General features: G+C 52.9%; 23 protein-coding genes and 1 pseudogene. 9 read left to right on the top strand and 15 right to left on the bottom strand.

Going from position 1 to position 18,916, the window contains the following annotated elements; translation table 11 throughout:
* Positions 1 to 368: 368 nt before the first annotated feature.
* Positions 369 to 515, bottom strand: coding sequence for a hypothetical protein (locus tag EVJ32_RS16335; RefSeq protein WP_201738370.1), 147 nt, complete (start codon positions 513 to 515; stop codon positions 369 to 371).
* Positions 516 to 762: 247 nt separating this feature from the next.
* Between EVJ32_RS16335 and EVJ32_RS15460 the strand changes: the two genes are divergently transcribed.
* Entirely contained in the window at positions 763 to 2,205 is a 1,443-nt protein-coding gene (locus EVJ32_RS15460; RefSeq protein ID WP_131459060.1) for a carbon starvation CstA family protein, read from the top strand.
* Between the two features lie 41 nt (positions 2,206 to 2,246).
* On the opposite strand, the gene EVJ32_RS15455 is transcribed toward EVJ32_RS15460, so the two are convergent.
* Positions 2,247 to 3,374, bottom strand: a complete 1,128-nt coding sequence (locus EVJ32_RS15455) for a sensor histidine kinase (RefSeq protein ID WP_236634158.1) — start codon at positions 3,372 to 3,374, stop codon at positions 2,247 to 2,249.
* A 178-nt stretch (positions 3,375 to 3,552) separates the two neighbouring features.
* Here EVJ32_RS15455 and EVJ32_RS15450 point away from each other — a divergent pair, with 178 nt between their 5' ends.
* Positions 3,553 to 4,416 (top strand): SDR family oxidoreductase, encoded by an 864-nt coding sequence (locus EVJ32_RS15450; RefSeq protein WP_236636080.1) that lies wholly within the window; start codon positions 3,553 to 3,555, stop codon positions 4,414 to 4,416.
* Between the two features lie 40 nt (positions 4,417 to 4,456).
* On the opposite strand, the gene EVJ32_RS15445 is transcribed toward EVJ32_RS15450, so the two are convergent.
* A complete protein-coding gene (locus EVJ32_RS15445) occupies positions 4,457 to 5,173 on the bottom strand; it encodes a peptidoglycan DD-metalloendopeptidase family protein (RefSeq protein ID WP_131459058.1) in 717 nt (238 codons plus the stop codon).
* A 263-nt stretch (positions 5,174 to 5,436) separates the two neighbouring features.
* A pseudogene (locus EVJ32_RS15440) lies at positions 5,437 to 5,589 on the bottom strand (DUF1541 domain-containing protein); the annotation flags it as partial.
* 166 nt (positions 5,590 to 5,755) lie between these two features.
* Between EVJ32_RS15440 and EVJ32_RS15435 the strand changes: the two are divergent.
* Positions 5,756 to 6,235: a DUF305 domain-containing protein gene (locus tag EVJ32_RS15435; RefSeq protein WP_131459056.1), complete on the top strand. Its 480-nt coding sequence runs from the start codon at positions 5,756 to 5,758 to the stop codon at positions 6,233 to 6,235.
* A gap of 14 nt (positions 6,236 to 6,249) precedes the next feature.
* On the opposite strand, the gene EVJ32_RS15430 is transcribed toward EVJ32_RS15435, so the two are convergent.
* Complete coding sequence (locus EVJ32_RS15430; protein ID WP_131459055.1) at positions 6,250 to 6,879, bottom strand: NAD(P)-dependent oxidoreductase; 630 nt, start codon at positions 6,877 to 6,879, stop codon at positions 6,250 to 6,252.
* Positions 6,880 to 6,996: 117 nt separating this feature from the next.
* On the opposite strand from EVJ32_RS15430, the gene EVJ32_RS15425 reads away from it, so the two are divergent.
* Entirely contained in the window at positions 6,997 to 7,323 is a 327-nt protein-coding gene (locus EVJ32_RS15425; RefSeq protein ID WP_131459054.1) for a winged helix-turn-helix transcriptional regulator, read from the top strand.
* A 98-nt stretch (positions 7,324 to 7,421) separates the two neighbouring features.
* Here EVJ32_RS15425 and EVJ32_RS16460 read toward each other — a convergent pair whose 3' ends face one another.
* Together EVJ32_RS16460 and EVJ32_RS15420 are read right to left on the bottom strand one after the other, a co-directional pair.
* Entirely contained in the window at positions 7,422 to 7,547 is a 126-nt protein-coding gene (locus EVJ32_RS16460; RefSeq protein WP_255569915.1) for a hypothetical protein, read from the bottom strand.
* Positions 7,548 to 7,893: 346 nt separating this feature from the next.
* The gene (locus EVJ32_RS15420; RefSeq protein WP_131459053.1) at positions 7,894 to 8,148 is read right to left on the bottom strand and encodes a hypothetical protein; all 255 of its coding nucleotides are present in this window, start codon (positions 8,146 to 8,148) and stop codon (positions 7,894 to 7,896) included.
* Between the two features lie 40 nt (positions 8,149 to 8,188).
* Between EVJ32_RS15420 and tnpB the strand changes: the two genes are divergently transcribed.
* From tnpB to EVJ32_RS15405, 3 genes are all read left to right on the top strand, one after another.
* Positions 8,189 to 9,361, top strand: coding sequence for an IS200/IS605 family element RNA-guided endonuclease TnpB (gene tnpB / locus EVJ32_RS15415; protein WP_131459052.1), 1,173 nt, complete (start codon positions 8,189 to 8,191; stop codon positions 9,359 to 9,361).
* Between the two features lie 322 nt (positions 9,362 to 9,683).
* A complete protein-coding gene (locus EVJ32_RS15410; protein ID WP_131459051.1) occupies positions 9,684 to 10,544 on the top strand; it encodes an SDR family oxidoreductase in 861 nt (286 codons plus the stop codon).
* A 211-nt stretch (positions 10,545 to 10,755) separates the two neighbouring features.
* Entirely contained in the window at positions 10,756 to 12,465 is a 1,710-nt protein-coding gene (locus EVJ32_RS15405) for a methyl-accepting chemotaxis protein (RefSeq protein WP_131459050.1), read from the top strand.
* Positions 12,466 to 12,495: 30 nt separating this feature from the next.
* Here the strand turns inward: EVJ32_RS15405 and EVJ32_RS15400 are convergent, their stop codons facing one another.
* The 6 genes from EVJ32_RS15400 to EVJ32_RS15375 all read right to left on the bottom strand — a co-directional run bounded on the left by EVJ32_RS15400 (position 12,496) and on the right by EVJ32_RS15375 (position 16,584).
* Positions 12,496 to 13,224 carry a polysaccharide deacetylase family protein gene (locus EVJ32_RS15400; RefSeq protein ID WP_131459049.1) on the bottom strand — a complete coding sequence of 243 codons (729 nt, stop codon included), beginning with the start codon at positions 13,222 to 13,224 and terminating at the stop codon, positions 12,496 to 12,498.
* Positions 13,225 to 13,337: 113 nt separating this feature from the next.
* Positions 13,338 to 13,979, bottom strand: a complete 642-nt coding sequence (locus EVJ32_RS15395) for a TVP38/TMEM64 family protein (RefSeq protein WP_131459048.1) — start codon at positions 13,977 to 13,979, stop codon at positions 13,338 to 13,340.
* Between the two features lie 110 nt (positions 13,980 to 14,089).
* Complete coding sequence (locus EVJ32_RS15390) at positions 14,090 to 14,518, bottom strand: DUF1801 domain-containing protein (protein WP_131459047.1); 429 nt, start codon at positions 14,516 to 14,518, stop codon at positions 14,090 to 14,092.
* A 67-nt stretch (positions 14,519 to 14,585) separates the two neighbouring features.
* The gene (locus EVJ32_RS15385; protein ID WP_131459046.1) at positions 14,586 to 15,200 is read right to left on the bottom strand and encodes a flavodoxin family protein; all 615 of its coding nucleotides are present in this window, start codon (positions 15,198 to 15,200) and stop codon (positions 14,586 to 14,588) included.
* 29 nt (positions 15,201 to 15,229) lie between these two features.
* On the bottom strand, positions 15,230 to 15,892 hold the full coding sequence (locus EVJ32_RS15380) for a haloacid dehalogenase type II (RefSeq protein WP_131459045.1): 663 nt from the start codon (positions 15,890 to 15,892) through the stop codon (positions 15,230 to 15,232).
* An 11-nt stretch (positions 15,893 to 15,903) separates the two neighbouring features.
* Entirely contained in the window at positions 15,904 to 16,584 is a 681-nt protein-coding gene (locus tag EVJ32_RS15375) for a Crp/Fnr family transcriptional regulator (protein WP_131459044.1), read from the bottom strand.
* 83 nt (positions 16,585 to 16,667) lie between these two features.
* Here EVJ32_RS15375 and EVJ32_RS15370 point away from each other — a divergent pair, with 83 nt between their 5' ends.
* Positions 16,668 to 16,895 carry a glutaredoxin domain-containing protein gene (locus EVJ32_RS15370; protein ID WP_070328128.1) on the top strand — a complete coding sequence of 76 codons (228 nt, stop codon included), beginning with the start codon at positions 16,668 to 16,670 and terminating at the stop codon, positions 16,893 to 16,895.
* Positions 16,896 to 17,050: 155 nt separating this feature from the next.
* Here EVJ32_RS15370 and EVJ32_RS15365 read toward each other — a convergent pair whose 3' ends face one another.
* Together EVJ32_RS15365 and EVJ32_RS15360 are read right to left on the bottom strand one after the other, a co-directional pair.
* Positions 17,051 to 17,473 (bottom strand): hypothetical protein, encoded by a 423-nt coding sequence (locus EVJ32_RS15365; RefSeq protein ID WP_131459043.1) that lies wholly within the window; start codon positions 17,471 to 17,473, stop codon positions 17,051 to 17,053.
* A 111-nt stretch (positions 17,474 to 17,584) separates the two neighbouring features.
* Complete coding sequence (locus EVJ32_RS15360) at positions 17,585 to 18,091, bottom strand: peroxiredoxin family protein (RefSeq protein ID WP_131459042.1); 507 nt, start codon at positions 18,089 to 18,091, stop codon at positions 17,585 to 17,587.
* A gap of 94 nt (positions 18,092 to 18,185) precedes the next feature.
* Between EVJ32_RS15360 and EVJ32_RS15355 the strand changes: the two genes are divergently transcribed.
* Positions 18,186 to 18,824, top strand: coding sequence for an FMN-binding negative transcriptional regulator (locus EVJ32_RS15355; RefSeq protein ID WP_131459041.1), 639 nt, complete (start codon positions 18,186 to 18,188; stop codon positions 18,822 to 18,824).
* Positions 18,825 to 18,916: the final 92 nt, after the last annotated feature.

Below are 18,916 nucleotides of genomic sequence, written 5' to 3'. Positions count from 1 at the left end.
CTCACATACTAAACTTCACAGGTGACAGTTATCGTGTCACGCATGCGTTGTCGAAACACTAAAACCCAGCTGGCAAAGTTCTGTACTTTTCGTTGCATTATTGTGCACATTTGTATTGCAAAATACAACAGAGTATACTTTAACCGTAACAGACTGCAAAAACTTGTCAAATCCGAAAATATTTTTTGAAGAAAACTGTAAAAATAAGATGGTTCAATGTATTCAAACTACTGATTTACTAGTGGTTCACATGACTGAAAGCATTAAAAATAAGAGGAACACCCAAATCAATGGTTGATCCTCTCACTTCAATGCAGCATAGTATTTCCCTATTAAAATTTCAGCGAATTAGAATACATAGTTCAACATCACGCCTTTTTCTTCGTTCCTTTAAAAGCGAAGAACATCGCGATGCCGATGCCGAGACCGAGCCACCAGTTGTCGAACAACAGTCCGAAGATGAGAATAAAGGCGACGGCGACCGGGAGTGCTAAATATCCACGTTGTCGTTTCATTTGATTCATCCTTTCCCTACGTCTCTCTTTGACTGTTCCCGGAAGCGGAATGATTCATTCGAAAAGAAACCGTTTTCATAAAAATGGCTCAACATCAACGTTTGTCTAAAAGATGAACATTGTTATTTTCATGTGAAATAGTGAGCAATTACATCTATCCATCCGTAGAAAAGCCTGTTATATTTTAATTGTGATAAACTTCACAATAAGAAATCATACATGGGTCATATTATAGGAGGAAGAGAAGATGATTACATTTTTTATTGCACTAGGATTATTATTGGTCGGGTACCTCGTCTACGGCCGTTACGTCGAGAAGACGTTCGGCATCAAGGAGGAACGGACGACGCCCGCCTATGCGTCTCAAGACGGTGTCGACTATGTACCGATGGGGAAAAAACGTAACTCGATGATCCAACTGTTGAACATCGCCGGTGTCGGTCCGATCTTCGGTCCGATCATGGGAGCACTCTACGGTCCGGTCGCATTCCTTTGGATCGTGGTCGGGTCAATCTTTGCCGGGGCGGTGCACGACTACTTGACCGGGATGATCTCGCTCCGTAACAACGGCGCACACTTGCCGCAGCTCGCTGAGAAGTTCCTCGGTCGCTCGCTCCGTCACGTCGTCAACGGGTTCGCGCTCTTGTTGCTACTGCTTGTCGGGACGGTGTTCGTCACGTCACCGGCCAATATGATCAACAACTTGTTCGACGGTAATGCGTCAACGCTCGCCTGGGTGCTCCTCGCCATCTTCGGCTACTACATTTTGGCGACGCTCTTACCTGTCGATAAGATCATCGGGCGCATCTACCCGTTCTTCGGGGCACTCTTGTTGATCAGCGCCGTCGGCATCGCCGTCAGCCTGTTCGCCCAAGGCTATCAGGTCCCTGAGATGACGTTCACGAACATGCACCCGGACGGCTTGCCGATCTGGCCGCTCTTGTTCTTCACGATCTCGTGCGGCGCGCTCTCAGGATTCCACGCGACGCAGTCGCCGATCATCTCGCGGACGACGATGAAAGAGAGTAATGGCCGCAGCATCTTCTACGGCATGATGATCGTCGAGGCTGTCATCGCCATGATCTGGGCAGCGGCCGCGATGGCGATCTTCGAACCGGGTCAACTGCTCGCGATGATCAACGCCGGCACACCGGCGCTCGTCGTCCAAGAAGTGGCGACGCTCATGCTCGGCAGCATCGGCGGCACGCTCGCCATCCTCGGCGTCATCGTCTTGCCGATCACGTCAGGTGACACGGCGTTCCGTAGCGCCCGGATGATCATCGCCGACTACATGAAGATCGCGCAGAAGAAGTTCGCATCGCGCCTTTGGATCGCACTCCCGTTGTTCGCCATCTCGTTCATCTTGACGAAAGTCGACTTCCGTCTCCTCTGGCAATATTTCAACTGGGCCAACCAGACGACGGCGGTCATCGCCTTGTTCGTCGGGGCGACGTACTTGTACATTAAAGGACGCAACTACTGGATTGCGCTCATCCCGGGGACGTTCATGTTGTATGCGGTCTGGTTCTATATCTTGACGGCACCGATCGGCTTCAAGATGGACGGAATCATTCCGTACGTCATCGCGACGGTCGGGACGGTGACATTGTTCGGCTTGTTCTTCAAGCACGCCAAAGCGATGCGCGCCCAAGATCTCGAGTGCGACGCACCGGTTCGAAAAGTCGCATAACAAACAGGGGCCTGGCATACATTGCCGGGCCCCTTTGTTGATCAGTCATATAAGTAAATCGAGAACGTCGTCCCTTCTCCGTACACGGAGTCGGCGTGGATGCCCCAGCCGTGCGCCTCGGCGATCCGTTTGCAGATGCGCAGGCCGAGCCCGGTCCCTTTGATCGGACGGTGGGAGTCGGAGTCGACCCGGTAGTACTCGTCAAAGATGTACGGGATGGACTCAGGAGGGATACCGATGCCTGGGTCACGGACGGATAAGACGAGCGTCGTATCGTCCATCGAGCCCGTGATTCGGATCGTCCCGCCTTTCGGTGAATACTTGATGGCGTTGCCGATCAAGTTGTGAAGCAGTTGCAACAACTTCTCCTGGTCGGCCTCGATCGTCGCGTCGCAAGTGGACAAGACGACCTGGTGATTGGGGGATGTCGTCTCATAATGGGCGACAATGCCTTCAAGAACCGGTTTGAGTGCGAACGTCGACAGCGTCAGCAAGTCCGCGGAGTAGTTGACGCGTTGATAGTCGAGGAAGTTATCGACGAGCCGTTCGAGTCGCTCCGCTTCTCGCTTCACGAGCGTCAGCATGCCGTGCGTCTTTTCGTTATCGGTATGTTGGTACATGAGCAGTTCGGTGTAGCCGCTGATGGCGGTGAGCGGTGAGCGGAACTCGTGCGACAGCTCGGCTAAAAATGAGTCTTTCTGCTCCTCGAACCGGCGCGCTTCGGTCTCGTCGCGCCAGAGGATGAACACGCCGCGCGGGGTATAGGTGAAGTTCAAGATGAGTTGCAGCGTCCGGTCGCCGAGCTGGAAATAGTGGGGTTTCATACTCGGACAGCAGCCGAAGCGATTGTCGAGCAATTCTTCCCAAAAAGACGTCACGGCAACCGGGTCGGCCCCGTTCCGTTCGAACACATCATGGAAGAAGCGGCTCAAGGTCTTGAAATCGCTGAAGCGCCGTGTCGTCAGCGACGGACAGAAGGCACGGAGCGGTTGGTTCGTATACAGGTGGTTGCGGGTAAAATCGATATAACAGACGGCATCCTGCACTTCCTCGATGAGTGAAGCGATGGGAGAGTGCGGCAAGCGTCGTGTTGAATAGTTCGGGATGGCTCGTTTTGGACGTGTTCGGCCGTGCCTTGCGGATGAACGATAAAATCGGTTTCGGTCCATGCGTCGGCCTCCTCTCTACGATGTCGATTGATCTGTCTCTATTATACGACATTGTGCAGTATTTCCCTATATAGTCCATGGACCTACCTAAAAATGAGAGGAAATCGGGACGGTCGGCACAAATTGTTCAAACACAAACAGACGAAGCTGTACGACAATGAGAAGAGGAGGCGATATGATGAAGCAAGCGATTTTAGTGACCGGTGCGACCGGGAACGTCGGACAATACGTTGTGAAGTATTTAGAGAATCGAGGGGAAGCCGTCGTCGCGGCCGGGAGCAGGGTGGACGAGCTGCAGCGGCGCTTCCCGATGGCGGCACGACACGTCGAACTCGATTTTGAAAATCCGGACACATACGAAGCGGCGCTCGACGGGGTCGATCGCGTCTTTTTGATGCGTCCGCCACAGATCGGGGACGCGGACGTGTTCGTTCCGTTCATTGAGGCGATGGCCGAACGTTCGATTCGACTCGTCGCCTTTCTTTCACTCATGGGCGTCGAGACGAATCCGTTCCCGCCCCACTATAAGATCGAGAAGTACATCGAGCAATCAGGTGTTCCATCCGTTCATATCCGGCCAGGTTTCTTCATGCAGAACGTGACCGGCGTCCACGCCGAGGAGATCCGTCAAGACGACGAGATCTTCATCCCGGCCGGTAACAGTCAAGTCAGCTTCATCGACGCCGAGGATATCGGCAAGGCGATCGCGCACGTCTTAGCCGACCCGGAGTCACATCGCAACACGGCCTATACGCTCACCGGACCCGAGGCGCTCGATTATGTCGACATCGCCAACCAATTGACGATTCTGACCGGGCGGCGCATCACGTACGCCAAGCCGAGCATGCTACGCTATCGCTCACACTATATTCAGGAACGTGGTCTGGATCCAGCGTATGTGAATGTGACGATGGCGCTCTATCTCATGACACGGCTCGGTACGGCGAAGGCGGTGACGGACGACTTTGAACGGTTGACCGGGGAGAAGCCACGTTCGTTTGCTGAGTTCGCACGTGATCACGTAGATACGTTCCGGCGCTAAAAAATACACCTTCATCCTTTAGCGGATGAAGGTGTATTTTTTAGAATAACGTATACGGGTTGACACTGTTGGCGGCTGTCGAGCCGCTATAGACGTACTTATTTTTATGGATCTCGAAGTGGAGGTGGCTCCCGAACGAGTTGCCGGTATTCCCGATCGTCCCGATGTTCGCGCCTTTCGAGATCGATTGGCCTTTGACGACGTTCAACCGATCCATGTGGGCATAGACGCTCGTGTACGCTTGGCCGTTGATCGTATGCGAGATCATGACGTGGTTCCCGTAGGCGCCATAGTTTCGGGCGACGATGACTTGACCGGAAGCGGCCGCTTGGATCGGTGTCCCTTTGACGGCCGCGATGTCGATGCCGTTATGGAACGTGTAACCGTACTTTCCGCTCGCCGGGCCATACCCTTGCGACAATCGGCCTTTCGCCGGCATGATGAATTTAGCCGCCGTGGCCGCCTTCAATGCCGTACCGCTATATTTTTTGACATATGTACTCGCTACATATTTCGTGCTGCCGTTGTAATTGATTTTCGTCCATGAGCCGGTCGCCCCTAGATACGTGAACGATTGACCGAGCTTGGCGCTGCCGACTTTTTTGTAGGCGGTCGATGGACCCGTCCGCACGTTCAAGCTGTTCGTTGTGATTTTGACTTTATAAGAAGTGGCTGCCTCTACCGGTGTTGACGTTTGAAGCGTCAAACCGGAAACGAGAAGTGCGCCGAGAGTAATTGTCATTAATTGTTTTTTCATTTTTTGGTAAATCCTTTCGATCAGTTAACAGGGCGACGGAACGATGTTTTTCTTAACCTTCTTTAGGAATTTTACCATCAAAAAATATAATTAAATATGTCATTTATATTTCAAAAAAATATATTGAAATTTATTCTTAAAGTTCGCAATTCTTTCACAAGCATCAAGTAACATAGTCGCCTTGTCTGACTATGTGCAAACAAAACGGCCACATCCTTTTTAAAAGGGTGTGGCCGTTTGCGCATATACATATTCTTCTTGCTTCATTGAGCGGACAGTTCGTCCTCTGTGACCCACTTATGATTGGTCACTTTCTCGCCAGACTCTAAAGTGAAGTCAATCATATAGACGGTCGTCTCTTCGACGGAATCGATAGTAGCGGTCGTACCGTCCATGCCTTCCAGGTGTGACGTTGAGCGTCCCGATCAAACCGGCCGACATGCCGAGGTGATCGAACAATTGATGGGCGAGAGATGTCATGGAAGAAGTGTGGGCTCAGAGGGGTGAATAATGGTGTTTCAAAAAAAAAAGAACAGGAAAAGAAATACGTAGAAGCAAATTATAGAAAGGCGGGAGAGAACGATGAAAGCTTACATGAAATTTGGATTAATGATTTTAGTGTCGACGTTCCTTATGTACTGGCTCATGTTTTTGAATGTGTACCAGCTCGACCACATCTTCTTCAGTCAGACGCGGCTCTATATGGCACTCATCATGGGATCGGTCATGGCGTTCGTCATGTTGCTCTTTATGTGGGGGATGTACAAAAACAAGAAACTGAATGCCATCATCTTAGGGGCAAGTGCGCTCGTGTTCGCGCTGTCGCTTTGGCTCGTCCGCAGCCAGACGACGGTCGATGACGTCAGTTGGATGAGAGCGATGATTCCGCACCACTCGATCGCCATCTTGACGAGCGAGCGGGCGGAGATTGAAGACCCGCGCGTGAAGCAATTGTCAGAAGAAATCATCGAGGCACAAGAGCGCGAGATCGCCGAGATGAAGCGGTTGATCGAAGAGTTGGAGCAAAAAGAAGAGGAAGCGAAAGCAGACGTGGCCGAATAAAGCGGCCACGTCTGTCAGTTTCCAATCAGCGGATAGTCATGAACATATTGCCGTGCCTCGATTTCATCGAGCATAAAGTGGGCGACATCGGCCCGGTCAATCATCGGTTTGTCGAAAGCGAAATAACCGGTCCGATACTGCTCTGTCTTCGGACCTTCTGACAGACGAGGACAACGGACGACCGTCCAATCGAGCCCGCTCGCTTCAAGGATCCCTTTTTGCGTATAACTATCGCGAAGCAGATCGCTCGCGAGCGTCTTCATGAGCGTCTCGGCAAAACGGCTCATAAACTTCTGTTTGACGTCTTTTGGTACTTTGACGGTCGCGCCGGTCAAGTTGATGACCCGTTTCACACCGTACTCATGCATCGCGGCGACGACGTGTGACGTCGCTTTTTCGAGGATATCTTTGTTCGACGTCTTCGTGTGGCCGAGTGCCATCACGACAGCGTCCGTTCCTTCGACGGTCCGGAAGACGTCCGCCCGATTTTCGGCATTTCCGCGGATAACTGTGAGCCGGGCGTGGGTGATGCCGAGTTTTTCTGGCGTCCGGACGAGCGCTTTCACGTCATGGCCTTGTTCGAGTGCTTGGGCGATCAACTCACGACCCGTTCGCCCGCTCCCTCCAAATAGTGCGATGTTCATTTCGCTCACTCCTTCATTGTTAGTAGATATGTTTAGCGTACCCGTTCACGTATATAATTAGAAGTACGCACAATTCTGTCATATACTATCTTTAAAGATACTAAAGGAGTGAATCCTATGCAGGAGTGTCCAGTTGAAACAATCGTGCAAAAGATTTCCGGGAAATATAAGATGTTGATTCTTCATCGGCTCGGCACGCTCGGGACGAAGCGCTTCAACGAGCTGTGCCGCTTGTTCCCACAGGCGACGCCACGGACGATGACACGGCAGTTGCGGGAGCTCGAACACGACGGATTGATCATTCGGACCGTATATTCGGAAATTCCCCCTCGCGTCGAGTACAAGTTGTCAGAAGAAGGTCGATCGCTCTTTCCGATTTTAGAGCAGCTCGGACGCTGGGAGTATGAGCGCCAAGGACTACCTCATGTTGAACTACATTCGTGAGACAACAGGAGGGCTCCGTACTAGAGATCAGCCAGCGTCTTCTGTCTCATCATAGCTTGAGAAACGTGAGAAGAACGAGGGCCATCTAGACTCGACGGTTAGCGGATCCGTAAATTTTCTTCGATGAGCGCGGCGGCCAACGTGAGCGCTTTGATTCGCCGTTTGGCTAGCGTCAGTTGTGATTTGTAGCGTTCGGGTTGCGCTTTCGCCTCGAGGGTTGCCACTGTCTCGTCCAATTTGTGAATAATCGAGTCGATTTGTCGTTTTGCTTCAAGTAGGGTCTGTCGATGTGTAGTCCATGAGGCCTCCTAAAGTTTTTTTATCTAGTATACACATGAAAAACCGTGGCGAGCGCATCGGATTGGCATCTTTGTGATATATCGTTAGCACGGTGTTTTATTAAGTACGGAGCGATGAGGCAAGAGTTGACATGACAGTTTTTTAGAAATTGAGCTGGAATTATCGAGTAAATCGAATAGAAAGAGGCCACCATGAGCGAACAAGTCGCTTACGGTGGCCGCTTCATATTAAATTCTTTGAAATCGGTTGGGTATATCCCAATCTCTTCGCTTATTTTTTAGGATTTTGGAATTGATTAAGGACGCCTTTCAGTTTGTCCGTCAAAGAGTTAGAGTGTCCATCGCCGCTTCGTTGACCGGTAGTTTTATTATCATTCATTTTCCCGGTGACTTCTTTCGCCTTGGCCGCAACTTGATCGATGATGCGGTCATACTTACCGTTTTGTTTATCAAAAATAGGCGAGAATACGCCCGCTTCTAAGCGACCAGGGCGAAGCCCCAGCGAAAGTGGGCGATGAATCGCCACGAACTTTTCTGGGTATAAATACCTAGAGGAGGTGAACGGCGTGTCGACACACAAAGGGTACAGATTTCGGATCTATCCGACCGAGGAACAGGAGGTCCTGATCGCCAAGACGCTCGGCTGCGCCCGCTTCGTCTTCAACCATTTCCTGGCGAAGTGGGACGAGACGTACCAGGCGAGCGGGGCAGGACTGTCCTACGGCGCGTGTTCCGACGCGCTCCCATCCATGAAAGAGGAGCTCGCGTGGCTGAAAGAAGTGGACAGCACGGCCCTGCAGTGGTCGTTGAAGCACCTGGCCGACGGTTATGACCGCTTCTTCACGAAGCAGAACGGGCACCCGCGCTTCAAGTCGAAGCGCAACCCGGTCCAGTCGTACACGACGAACATCCAGGGCAAGTCGCAGCAGCCCGAGGTGTCGATCGCCGGGAACCGGCTCAAACTGCCGAAGCTGAAGTGGGTCCGGTTCGCCAACTCGAGACGGGTCGAGGGTCGGATCCTCAGCGCCACGATCCGCCGGAATGCGACGGGCAAGTACTTCGTCTCCCTGAAGGTCGAGCAGGACATCGAGCCGCTTCCTCAAACCGGCTCCTCGGTCGGCGTCGACGTCGGTCTGAAGCACTTCGCAATCTTGTCGGACGGGACGGTGTACCCGAACGACCGCCATTTCCGCACGCTCGAGAAAAAATTGGCACGTGAGCAGCGCAAGCTGTCCCGCCGTCAGCTCATCGCCCTGAACAAGAACGTAAAATTGTCCGAGGCGAAGAACTATCAGAAGCAGAAGCGCAAGGTCGCGCGCATCCACGAGAGAATCGCGAACAAGCGCAACGACTTCCTGCAGAAGGTGTCGACCGAGATCGTCAAAAACCACGACGTCATCGGGATCGAGACGCTGCAGGTGAAGGACATGCAGCAAAACCGCCAATTGAGCAAGGCCATCTCCGACGTCGGTTGGTCGGAGTTTTTCCGCATGCTCGCATACAAGGCCGACTGGTACGGGAAGACCGTCGTCAAGGTCGGGAAGACGTTCGCCTCGAGCCAGCTCTGCTCAGGTTGCGGCCATCAACACAAAGACGTGAAACATCTCGGCTTGCGTGAATGGACGTGCCCGAACTGCGGCGTCCACCACGACCGCGATGTCAACGCAGGACTCAATCTCAAACGAGAAGCCGAACGCATCCTGGCCTCTTCAACCGTCGGGACGACGGGGTTAGCCTGATCAGGTTTCGGTCGTTAGACCGGATAACTCAGGAATCCCTCACCTCCAAGCGCAGCGTAGGTGGGGGTAGTTCAAGTTCAGACATGTGTCTAATTCCTCCTCGTTTGAAATCTATATAGATAATATAACCGAATTTGCACGAATTTAAAATTTTGAGGTCATTAGAACTTGTTTTTACGGCTTCTAATCGTCATTGGCGACCACCTCCGGAACAATCATATAAGCAGACTGGTTACACTCTCAGCTTAACAGGGAACAACCAAGTGACAAATACAGCAGGTGTAACTGACTCGACCACAAATTGAGAAGGAGGAAATGAATCATGAAATACTTAGTCACAGGTGCGACCGGAAAACTCGGATCAAAAATCGTCGATGTATTACTCGAGTCCATTCCGGCGAGCGAACTTGCGGTCAGTGTCCGCAACCCGGAGAAAGCGGAAGCGTTGAAAGCGAAAGGCGTCGATGTGCGTCACGGGGACTTTGACAAACGAGAGACGCTCGATACGGCGTTCCGCGGCGTCGAAAGACTGCTGATCATCTCGACGGACGGGGACAACGACACACGGATTCGTCAACACGGAAACGCAGTCGAGGCAGCGAAACAGGCCGGCGTCGGTTTTATCGTCTATACGAGCCTCGCGAACGCGACCGACAGCCAAAACTTGATGGCACCGCCGCACGTCGCGACCGAGGCGGCAATCGAAGCGACGGGCATCCCCCACGCTTTCCTGCGCAACAACTGGTATTTAGAGAACGAACTCGGCAACATCCAAGGGGCGCTTGCCGGTGCACCGTGGGTCAGCGCGTCACGTGACGGCAAAGTCGGTTGGGCGCCACAACAAGATTACGCCGAAGCCGCAGCGAACGTCCTTCTCGCTGACGACTTCGAAGCAGAGATTTATGAGCTGTCTGGTCCGCTCCATACCCAAGCAGAACTCGTCGAGGCGCTCAGCGATGTCATCGGGCGAGACGTTCCGCTCCAAGAAGTGACGGCCGATGCTTACGGCGACGTCATGCGTGGTGCCGGTGTATCGGATTTCGCCATCCCGATCGTCGTCGGCATCCAAGAAAGCATCCAAAATGGGTCACTCGAGGTCGAATCGACCGATTTCGAACGTGTGCTCGGTCGTCCGGTCACGCCGATCCGTGAGGCACTCAAACAACTTATCGCAACGCTATAAAAACAGACCGCGAATTCGAATTCGTGGTCTGTTTTTTAGTTAGCCCGTGCTTCGAGCTGACACTAAAATTGCAGGCTCGCCAGAAATCGAGGCAGAAAAGACAGAGAAAGCAGATTCATCGCTTGAAAAATGCTAAAACAGGTCAACACTTCAGGGAAACAACTTCACAATCTCCCCCTCACCTACGATAAAACAAATAGGGGGTATGACCATGAAAAATTTGAACATGTCCAAAAAACTTGCGGTATTGATTACCGTGTTTATCGCGACGCTCGTCGTTGTGGCGGCGCTCAGCCACGTCCTGATGGGGCGGATGGCCGACGCGGGAGAAGAAATCTATGAAGAACGGCTATTGCCGATTCGCTATTTGGGTCAGATTCGGACCGACAACCGTGCGCTTGACGGTTATTTGCTCGAATTAATACTCGCGACCGACTCAGCACGGAATGAAGAACTGCAAGCGAGCATCGCGGAACGACGTAACAGCATCGGTACGAACCTCGAGCTATTCAACGAGACGTTCACATCGAAGGACGAGGAGATGAAGCGACAGGTCGAAAACTTGAACGCCGAGATCGTGTCCTACCTTGAAGGTTCTGAATTAGTGCTCCAGCCGTCACTCCGTGATGAGGACGCGGCGGCCTATCGCGTCTACATGAACGACTTGAGACCGGTCCGGCAAAACCTAGTCGAGACGGCCACTGTCATCATGGACGAAATCAATCAAGAAGCCGAGACGGCGAGTGCGGCGATGCAAACGGACCGCGAGCGGTCCGTCCTCACCTTTTGGGCACTCGTCGCGCTCGGCGGAGCGCTATCGATTGCGCTTGGCATCTACATCACGCGTCTCATCGTCCGTCCGATTCGTGAGTTGAACAGACTGATGAGCCAGGCCGGTGCCGGTGATTTGACGGTTGAGAGCACATATGTGTCACGGGATGAGTTGGGTTCCCTCTCGACTTCGTTCAATGAGATGAAAGATAGTCTCCGGGAGTTGATCGGGAATGTCACGTCGACCGCCGGACGCGTCGCGACGTCGTCCGATGATTTGAAATCGAACGTCGAAGAGACGACGAAAGCGACTGAGATGGTCGCCGTCACGATGGAAGAAATCGCGTCAGGCTCGCTCCGTCAATTGACGCGGGTGAAAGAATCGAACGGCACACTGACGGAACTGACGAACGGGATCCATCATGTCTCGGGCAGCGCCCAACAGATGACAGAGCTTTCGGAAGGGGCGCTCCGGAAAGTCGGTACCGGGAATGACTTGATCGAGACGCTCGAGACACAGCTCGAGGAGATGAGTGGGAAAGTCAAAACACTCCAACACGTCATCGGCCAACTCGACGTCCGTTCCCAAGAAATCGGGACGATCACCGGAACGATTTCAGGCATCGCCGAGCAGACGAACTTGCTGGCGTTGAATGCGGCCATCGAAGCGGCCCGGGCCGGCGATCATGGACGCGGGTTCGCCGTCGTCGCCTCTGAAGTGAAAAAGCTCGCCGAAGAGTCGGCCGTCGCGACGAAGTTGATCGCGTCGCTGATCACGGACACACAGACGGAGACGAAACAAGCCGTCAAAACGATGCACGTCGTCGAAGGCGATATGGCGCATAGCGTGACGAACGTCCAACAGGCAGGGACGGCGTTCGATGAGATTAAGCTCGCGATTGAAGAAGTGAGCCAGAAAGTCGAGGAAGTGTCTGGTGCTGTCGAAGAGATGGCGGCAGGTGCGACCGAGGTGTTGACGTCGGTGCATGAGATTCAAGGCATCACCGAGACGACGGCGACCGAGACCGAGAACTCATCGGCGGCGACGGAAGAACAGATGGCATCAATGGAAGAAATCACGGCGTCGGCGCAAGAACTGTCGAATATGGCAGACGAGATGCGTGAGATGACGAGACGATTCAACGTCTAAATAAGGTAGGGAGCATTCGTGCTCCCTACCTTATTTGCGTTGCGTATTCGTTTTCCATTTATTGTAGAAGTTGTACGGTTCGGTGACGCTGACTGTCGTCCGGAACGAGTACTGCTCTTTTTTCAAGTGGCGGATGATGTAGTCGAGCGATGCGGGTGGGGTTGCTTGATCGTGCATCAAGACGACCGAGGCGATGTTATTCGCTCGATTGATGCGCACGTGACGAATCGTTTCGTATTGGAGTAGGCGTGGATCGTCTTTACGTTTCCAGTCAAGGCTGTCGACGTTCCAATCCCACATGTGAAATCCGGCTTTCTCCATGGCATCCCTATGCGCTTTCGTCATATGGGGTACGCTTCCGTAGGGGACTCGAATCGTGCTCGTCTTCACGCCGGTCGTCTTGAGGATGAGTTGCTGTACTTGCTTCATCTCGTCGACAGCGGATTGCGGCGATTTGTAAAACCGTTTTTTATCGTGGGACATGCTGTGGAGACCGAGTGTATGGCCTTCGGCGACGATTCGTTTCAACGTTTCTTCGTTGCCTTTAACGTTTTTACCGAGAATGAAGAACGTCGCTTTCACTTGATGCTTTTTTAACACGTCCAGCAGGGCAAGTGTTTCTGCCCTAGGGCCATCGTCAAACGTCAAATAGACGATTTGCTTGTCATCGTAGCGCTTACCTTTTCCTTTCGCGAGTGTAGGATGGACGCTACTTACTACGAAACAGACAATTAGAAAACTGAGAAACCATTTCTTCATCGTGCCCTTGTCTCCTTGCATACTTTTTAGGTGTGGAACTAATTTCCATTTCTGATTGTATGACAAAAGAGAAGCACGCTCCATCGCCTTTTTTCACGATAAGGAAATAAGATTTAGTTTAGCCCGAGCCACTTTTTGACCGGATTCCGGAAATAGTAGGTGACGCCTAGCAGACTGACGAAGACGAGCCCGGCGATGAAGATCGTCGTCACGCTCCCTGAAGCGAGGCTAGCCCCTAAAAAACTGTAGGCGAGTGTCCCGGGGATCATCCCGAGCACGGTCGCGAGCAGGAACGACTTGAACCGCACTTTCGCGATACCGCCGGCGTAGCTGAGCAGATCAAAACTGACGAGCGGGATCAGGCGCAGCACGAACACGTATAAAAAGCCGCGCGCCTCCATCTGGGCGAACAGTTTCTCCGACCACGGATACTTCTCGACTTTGAGCACCGAACGTCCGAACAGCCGGGCCATGACGTAGCCAGTCACCGCCGCCGCGGTCGCACCGAACAGGATATAGAGGACACCGGGCCAGACACCGAATGCGAGACCGGCGCCGAGCGATAAGACGGACGTCGGCAAGAACACGAGCGGGCCGATCGCATAGATCAAGAAGAAGACGAGTGGTCCCCACCAGCCGAACGACAAGACGATGTCCCGGACGTCGGACGGGCGAAGCTCGTAATGGAAATGGGTGATGTAAAAGATCGTCCCGAACAGGACGAGCATCAAACTGATTTTGAGCGGGCGTGGCATAACGGGTCCTCCTTTCGACGAGTATCTCTTCTCAGCATACAATAGCGGGCGATTCAGGGGCGGTAACCAAGCTTACAAAATGTGCCGAAAAAAAGAGACGACCAACGCGGTCATCTCCGGTTTCCTCCATATAGCTCGATCCAGCGCTCCGGCGTCATATTCGCGGCGAGCTCGCCGATCAAGTCGTACGGGATATGCAATACGTTTTTGAAACGGATGCAGCTCTTGCCCATGTCGAGCTTCGTCGGCACTCGTTCAGCGTACGCCTGCTCGAACCAACGAAACACGTCTTCGTCGGCGTAGACGCCCATGTGATACAAGGCGACGTGATTCTTCTGGGCGATGACGCTTATAAACGGCAACGGGGTGCCCGGCGTCACGTGATAACCGGGCGGGTACATCGACAGCGGCACGACGTAATGGACACCTTTCCCGTCGGTCGTCTTCTCAAAGCCGTCCGGCAAGTTCGCATCGATCACGTCGATCAAGCGGATAAAGCTGTCGAGCCGTTTATCGTCAACGAGTGTCGTGTAATCCATCACACGTCACCTCCTCGTAAAATCTTCGCCATCGCCTTGCCATTAGCCAGTTCATCGCCTTGGTCGGTCACGGCATGATGTTGCCTTCAGCCGGGATTGGATGTTGTTTCAACATGTTCGCGAAATGATAGAGGTTATACGCCAAAACCCGTCCGTTCTTTTTCGTGAAGGCGTTGTCGCGGCCGGCGTCGAGGTACGAGTCGCCTGGACCGGCTTCGCCGACCCAGTACGCGTCGACGTTCGGCGGGATGGTGAAGCCGATATGGGACAGACCGTACAGGATTAAGGCACAGGCGTGTTTCGCCCCGTCCTCGTTGCCCGTTGCGACGACACCGCCGACTTTGTTGTAGTAGATGGCTTGACCGTGTTCATTTTTCAGCCCGCTCCCGCCGTATAGCCGTTCGATCACTTGGGTGGCGACGCTGCTCTTCTCCCCGAGCCAAAGCGGCGTCCCGATGATGAGGATGTCGGCGGCTTTCACTTTGTCGAAGAGTTGCGGCCACTCGTCGCCAGCCCCTTCGTCCTCGGTCACCCCGAAAGCGATATCGTAGTCGACGACGCGGACGATCTCTGACTCGACGCCGAGTTTGTCAAAGTGGGGGATGATGTCTTTCATCAGACCTTCCGTATGCGATACCGTGTCTCCGCTTTTCAACGAACAGTTCAAAAATAGTGCCTTCATCACGATTCCTCCTTCTCAAAAGCAAGACGTTACGAAGTTCTCCATTCCAAAATTCCGGTCAAGTCGTCGTAGACCGCGTCTGGACGCACATCCATCGTTTCGAAGGGCTTGCCGTCACGATTGATCCACGCCGTCTGGAAGCCGAAGTTCTTGGCGCCGATGATGTCCCAGCCGTTCGAAGACATGAACAGCACCTCGTCCCGCTTCAAGTCGGTCGTCTTGAACCAGCTCATATAGGCGGCAGGTGACGGCTTGAACTGTTTGACACCGTCGATGCTGACGAGTTCGTCGAACAGTTCGGTGAACGACGCGTTCGCGATCAATTGTTCAAGCATGTCAGCGGTCCCGTTCGACAAGACGACGGTCTGATTGTCCTGTAGCTGCTTCAACACGTCCTCGACTTCCTCATATGGTGAGAGTTCCGCATACGTGGCGATGAGCGTGTCCTCGACGTCGCTAGATGCGGTCACGTCGGCCGCCGCTAAGGCGTAACGCAAGGCGTCACGCGTGACGACCGAGAAGTCTTCGTAGCGGCCCGAAATCTGACGGATGAAGAAATATTCGAGTTGTTTCGTGCGCCACGTCTGACTGATCGGGTCACCTTTCCCGGGGAACTGTTCGTCACACGCCGCCTTGACGGAATGGACATCGAACAGCGTCCCGTACACATCGAATACGAATGCTTTTATCAAATAATCCCCTCCTAAAGTTCGTCTAGCGCCTGGTGGACCTTGTCCGCGTGGATCGAGAGACGCAGTCCCTTTTTGATATACCCGTCTTTCTTCAAGTTAGACATGATGACGCTCGTCGTCTCCCGTGTCGTCCCGACCATGGCGGCGATATCGGCGTGAGTCAGCTTCATGTTGATCGTCTGCCATTCTTTTTTGCGTTCACCGCTCTTCTCGCTCAACTTGAGGAGCAGGAACAAGATGCGGTACTTCACGTCGGTCAAAGCAATCTTTTCACTGAGCGCGTACACTTCCTTAAGTCGCACGGACAGGATGTTGATCAGCTTCAAGGCGATCTTCGGATTCTTTTCGATAAATTGCTCGAACTCATCGACCCCGATCGTACAAAGATATGTGTCCGTCATCGCCTCGGCGTACAAGTCATCGTCGGTCAACGAGAGCGTCGCCGTCTCACCGAAGATATTGCCGCTCGTCAAAATGTCGACGGTGAACTGTTTGCCGTGCTGATTCATCCGATACAGCCGGACTTGTCCTTCTTTCAACAGGAACAACGCCGGGATCGGTGCGTCCGGGGAGACGATGACTTTCCCTTTCTTGACAGGACGCATCTTACTCATCTCATCGATCACTTTCAACTCTTGCATCGGCAGCTCGTCGAACAGGCTGATGTGTGAGAGTAACGTCAATTTGTCCATCGTTCACACCTCGCTTTCGTGTAATCTGTCTTACTGTCTCTCTTGATTATAAGCGATAGAATGAGGAAAAAGGGGGGAGTCTCGTGCTCGAACTTTATACGATCGACGGCTGTTCACGGTGTCACCGTGTCAAATTGCGCTTAGACGAATTAGCAATCCCGTTCGTCGAAAAAAATCTATTCGAAGAACAGCGCTTTGCCGAAGAATTGATCAACTTGAACCGCGAACTTGTCACCCCGGCACTCGTGAACGAGACCAGGGTCTTCACGGGAGACGAGTTATGGGACGAACTCGAGCTACTGACAAAGTGAACAGGCGAAAAAAGGGAGCAGGGTGACTCCCTTTTGTCATATTGTGACGTGTTCGGTTAGGAAACGGGTGACTTCACCTGGCGTCTTCGCGTTCGCGCTATGGAGATGCTTGCGCAAATTGCTGTTCCGTCGTGCTGTTCATACGCTGCCCTTTATTAACGAGTTGCCGCTTTCGGCACGACTTGTTTTTCGGTGCGTAGTTTGAAGACGATGGCCAAGATGAACGAGAAGAACAGATGCGTGACGAGACTCATCAGCTGATCCGGTGCGAACGCGTTCGCGAGGTTCGTCCCCATGCCCATCATGAGCGGCATGATGACGAGCGGACCGACGATCCAAATGCCGATGCCGAACAAGACGGCGAGCGCCCAAACGTTTGAGATGACCAAATGACCTAATCCGTACGTGACGCCGAAGATGATGCTGATGATCATATGGACGATCCAACCGACGACGAGACTTTCGCTCCCGACCATGCTGGCGATCATTCCAATCATGCCCATCATCTGCATCAGTAGACCAAATAAGATCCCGCCGATGACCCCGCCAATCACACCGTTGACCACATACCGTTTCATCTTCCTCACTCCTTTTAATTTGATACAATAAGTGTATAGCGAATAGATTTTGATTTCTGTAACCGGCCTTACAATTTAGAAAAAAAGACGTCGTAATGGACGTCTTTTTTGTCATTTCAGATTCTTTTTGATGTACTGGACGATTTTCCGGAGCTCGGTCGCGGTCGGTCGGCCGAACGGGCTCGTCTGAATCTGTTGATACAACAGACGCCCAGTCTCGTCGATGAGGAAGTAAGCCGGTTCCCCGTGCTCGCCGTGGTCGGCGTACGGGGCGTCGGCGCCATGGTACTGAACGCCGTAATCGAGCAGCGTCTCGAGCGACTCGTCTCGGAGGACAGGGAAGCTGAGCGTATTGTCGTCGGCCATTTGCTTCAAGTCCTCGGCGCGGTCGGTCGAGATCGTCACGAGCCGAATGCCTTTATCGCGGAAGTAGCCTTGTTGGATCTCGAGTTCTTTCAAATCTTGGACACAGACCGGACACCAGGCACCACGGAAGAAGATGATGAGATGCCAACCATCGTGCCGTTCAATCGAGTCTGTGAGTGAGAACGTGTCACCGGATACGTCCGGTAAGTTGAAGTTTGGGGCTTGGTCGCGTAAGTTGAAAAGTGTAGCCACTGGGGTTCCTCCTCTATGTTGTTTCGAGGAGGCAATCCTACCATGTCATCGGTCGCTTTGTTTGTAAGCTAGCTAACAATGGAGGAGGAATTCGATGTACGTTCCAAAACTATATGCCGTCAACGACGCTGAAGAAGTCCACGCTTTTTTGAAAGCCCATCCGTTCGGCACCGTCGTCACACATGATGGGCAGAAGCCGCACGCGACACACGTGCCGCTCCGAATTCACCATGAAGGTGATCACATCTGGTTCACGACGCATATTGCCAAAAACAACCCGCAATGGCAGTCAATCGAAGACCAGACCGTGCTCATTATCGTCCAAGGAACGAACGCCTGTATCTCGGCGTCGTTGTATGGCCACGAGGACGTGTCGACGTGGAACTATCAGGCCGTCCATCTGTATGGGAAGGCGACTCTCTTAAACGCGGAACAACTCGAGGAAGACCTGGTCGGACTGCTCCGTGACCATGAAGGGGAGAGAGAGAACGCCGTCGTCTGGGAGGAGTTATCTGAGCCGGTGCAACGGCAAAAACATGGCGTCGTCGGTTTCCGTATCGATATCGATGAAATGCAGGCGGCGTTCAAGCTGAGCCAGAACCGGAACGATGAGGATTATACGCGCATCGTCTCGGAGTTAGAGCAGGCAGGATGTCCGGTGGCGGATGTGATGCGAGATAACCGAGACCCGTCGACGTTGATATGCTCCCCAATAGGTAGACAGATGAAATAACAAATCTGTTTATCTGATTGGGGAGTGTTTTTTTATGGCGAGAAGTCGACATTCGATCGAACAAAAACTGAGTGCGCTGCGTATGATGGACG

Origin of the sequence: Exiguobacterium sp. SH5S4, assembly GCF_004337045.1 — a bacterium.
Classification (GTDB): Bacteria; Bacillota; Bacilli; order Exiguobacteriales; family Exiguobacteriaceae; genus Exiguobacterium; species Exiguobacterium aurantiacum_A.
The sequence above is the reverse complement of the archived record's forward strand: the minus strand, read 5'-3'. Positions and strand labels throughout refer to the sequence as shown.

Excerpts from the sequence above, each read along its gene's own strand:
- EVJ32_RS16335 (WP_201738370.1), bottom strand. The coding sequence starts at position 515 with ATGAAACGACAACGTGGATATTTAGCACTCCCGGTCGCCGTCGCCTTT.
- EVJ32_RS15460 (WP_131459060.1), top strand. The coding sequence starts at position 763 with ATGATTACATTTTTTATTGCACTAGGATTATTATTGGTCGGGTACCTC.
- EVJ32_RS15455 (WP_236634158.1), bottom strand. The coding sequence starts at position 3,374 with ATGGACCGAAACCGATTTTATCGTTCATCCGCAAGGCACGGCCGAACA.
- EVJ32_RS15450 (WP_236636080.1), top strand. The coding sequence starts at position 3,553 with ATGAAGCAAGCGATTTTAGTGACCGGTGCGACCGGGAACGTCGGACAA.
- EVJ32_RS15445 (WP_131459058.1), bottom strand. The coding sequence starts at position 5,173 with ATGAAAAAACAATTAATGACAATTACTCTCGGCGCACTTCTCGTTTCC.
- EVJ32_RS15435 (WP_131459056.1), top strand. The coding sequence starts at position 5,756 with ATGAAAGCTTACATGAAATTTGGATTAATGATTTTAGTGTCGACGTTC.
- EVJ32_RS15430 (WP_131459055.1), bottom strand. The coding sequence starts at position 6,879 with ATGAACATCGCACTATTTGGAGGGAGCGGGCGAACGGGTCGTGAGTTG.
- EVJ32_RS15425 (WP_131459054.1), top strand. The coding sequence starts at position 6,997 with ATGCAGGAGTGTCCAGTTGAAACAATCGTGCAAAAGATTTCCGGGAAA.
- EVJ32_RS15410 (WP_131459051.1), top strand. The coding sequence starts at position 9,684 with ATGAAATACTTAGTCACAGGTGCGACCGGAAAACTCGGATCAAAAATC.
- EVJ32_RS15405 (WP_131459050.1), top strand. The coding sequence starts at position 10,756 with ATGAAAAATTTGAACATGTCCAAAAAACTTGCGGTATTGATTACCGTG.
- EVJ32_RS15400 (WP_131459049.1), bottom strand. The coding sequence starts at position 13,224 with ATGAAGAAATGGTTTCTCAGTTTTCTAATTGTCTGTTTCGTAGTAAGT.
- EVJ32_RS15395 (WP_131459048.1), bottom strand. The coding sequence starts at position 13,979 with ATGCCACGCCCGCTCAAAATCAGTTTGATGCTCGTCCTGTTCGGGACG.
- EVJ32_RS15390 (WP_131459047.1), bottom strand. The coding sequence starts at position 14,518 with ATGGATTACACGACACTCGTTGACGATAAACGGCTCGACAGCTTTATC.
- EVJ32_RS15385 (WP_131459046.1), bottom strand. The coding sequence starts at position 15,200 with ATGAAGGCACTATTTTTGAACTGTTCGTTGAAAAGCGGAGACACGGTA.
- EVJ32_RS15375 (WP_131459044.1), bottom strand. The coding sequence starts at position 16,584 with ATGGACAAATTGACGTTACTCTCACACATCAGCCTGTTCGACGAGCTG.
- EVJ32_RS15365 (WP_131459043.1), bottom strand. The coding sequence starts at position 17,473 with ATGAAACGGTATGTGGTCAACGGTGTGATTGGCGGGGTCATCGGCGGG.
- EVJ32_RS15355 (WP_131459041.1), top strand. The coding sequence starts at position 18,186 with ATGTACGTTCCAAAACTATATGCCGTCAACGACGCTGAAGAAGTCCAC.